The 2,351-nt window shown below is 74.3% G+C and carries 1 protein-coding gene; it reads left to right on the forward strand.

Annotated elements, in window-relative coordinates; all coding sequences use genetic code 11:
• Nucleotides 1-2,351, forward strand: a 2,351-nt coding sequence (locus tag HMPREF3086_RS00285) for an acyltransferase domain-containing protein (protein WP_141763925.1), incomplete at both ends; no start/stop codon positions are given.

Below are 2,351 nucleotides of genomic sequence, written 5' to 3' on the forward strand. Positions count from 1 at the left end.
GAGGTCGGCGACCCCCGCCCGGCCGGTGGCGCGCTGGTCACCCCGTCCGGCGGCGTCGCGGAGCCCGCGGAGACCACGCGCCAGCAGCGCGTGTCCGCCACGCTCACCGCCCCGCACGACATGACCGCGTTCGCGCTGGTCTCCGGGGACCACAACCCGATCCACGTCTCCGACACCGCGGCCGAGCTGGCCGGGCTGGGTGGCGTGATCGTCCACGGCATGTGGCTCTCGGCCGCCGCGCAGCACGCCGTGCAGGCCTCGGACGGCAAGACCCCCGCGCTGCGGATCGCCGGCTGGACCGCCCGCATGCTCGCCCCGGTCCGCCCGGGCGACCACATCACCGTCCGCGCCGTGCAGACCGGCCGCCACGCCGGCGGCCAGGTCCTCGAGGTCACGTGCACGGTCGACGGCGCCACCGTCATGGCCGCGACCGCGCTCACCGAGGCCCCTCGCACCGTCTACGCGTTCCCCGGCCAGGGCATCCAGGCCAAGGGGATGGGCATGGAGGGGCGCACCCGCTGCCCCGCCGCCCGCGAGATCTGGGACCGCGCCGACAAGCACACCCGTGAGGCCCTGGGCTTCTCGATCCTGGCGCTTGTCCGCGACAACCCGACCGAGGTCACCGTCCGCGGCGAGGTCCACCGGCATCCCGACGGCGTGCTCTACCTGACCCAGTTCACCCAGGTCGCGATGGCGTGCCTCGCGGTCGCCCAGCGCGCCGAGCTCGAGGCCGACGGCCTGCTCGTCGACGGCGCCTACTTCGCCGGCCACTCGATCGGCGAGTACGACGCCCTGGCCGCCATCTCCGGCGTGCTCGAGCTCGAGCCGCTGCTGGAGATCGTGTTCCAGCGTGGCTCGACCATGCACCAGCTGGTCCCGCGTGACGCGCAGGGGCGCTCGGACTACCGCATGGCCGCCATCCGCCCGTCGCAGATGGGCATCTCGGACGAGGACATCGCGGAGTGGGTCGCCGACGTGGCCCGCGAGTCCGGCGAGTTCATCGAGATCGTCAACTACAACCTGGCGGGCTCGCAGTACGCGCTGGCCGGCACGGTCGCCGGCTGCGCCGCGCTGGAGAAGGCGGTGAACCGGGAGCTCGAGCGCTCGGGCGGCAAGAACGCCTTCATCCTGGTGCCCGGCATCGACGTGCCGTTCCACTCCACGGTGCTGCGCGGCGGCGTCCCGGACTTCCGGGCCACCCTCGACGCGCTGATCCCCGAGGACGTGGACATCTCGGTGCTCGTCGGCCGCTACATCCCGAACCTCGTGCCGCGCCTGTTCAGCCTCGAGCGCGACTTCGTGCAGGAGATCGCCGACCTCGTGCCGGCGGAGGCCCTGGACGACGTCCTCGCGAACTGGGACGCCTGGGCCGCCACGCCCACGCGCCTGGGCCGCCTACTGCTCGTCGAGCTGCTGGCCTGGCAGTTCGCGAGCCCGGTCCGCTGGATCGAGACGCAGGAGCTGCTGTTCACGCCGATCGAGCGTGGCGGCCTCGGCGTCGAGCAGTTCATCGAGGTCGGTGTGGCCAACGCCCCGACCGTCGCGAACCTCGCCTCCAAGACCCTCGACCTGCCCACCCACCGCGGGCCGCGCGCCCAGGTGATCAACGTCGAGCGCGACTCGGCGACGCTGTACGGCACCCTGCCGCCCAGCGTGGAGGTCGACGACGACGAGACGGACACCGGCACCGGTTCCGCCTCCACCCCGGCCGCCGGTCAGGCGGCCCCCACAGACCCCGCACCGGCCGTCAACACCCCCGGCACGGCCGGTGCGGACCGATCCGAACCGGCAGACCCGGCTGCCGCCGCCCCCGGCGCTCCCCGCCCGGACGACCTGGAGTTCGGCGCACCCGCCGCCACCCGCATGCTGGTGGCGCTGCGCACCAAGGTCCGCCCCGAGCAGATCGCCGCCGGCGACTCCATCGAGACGCTGTGCGACGGCGTGTCCTCGCGCCGTAACCAGCTGCTGCTGGACCTCGGCACCGAGCTGAGCCTGGGCGCCATCGACGGCGCCGCCGAGGCGGACTTCCCGACCCTCGCCGACCAGGTCTCGCGCCTGGCCCGCGGCTACGCCCCCTTCGGCCCCGTCCTGTCGGACGCGGTCGGGGAGGCCCTCCGCGCGGTCCTGGGCCGCAGCGGCAAGCGCCCGGCGTACATCACCGAGCGCGTGACCGGCGCATGGGAGCTCGGCGCGGGCTGGGCCCACCACGTGACCGCCGAGATCGCGTTGGGCACCCGTGAGGGCGCCTCGATCCGCGGTGGTGACCTCGCGACCCTCGACGCCTCGGGCGTGAAGGACGTCGCCGGCCTGGACGCGCTCATCGACGCGGCCGTGCAGGCGGTCGGCGCCGC

Origin of the sequence: Dietzia sp. HMSC21D01 (assembly GCF_001815995.1) — a bacterium.
Classification (GTDB): Bacteria; Actinomycetota; Actinomycetes; order Mycobacteriales; family Mycobacteriaceae; genus Dietzia; species Dietzia cinnamea.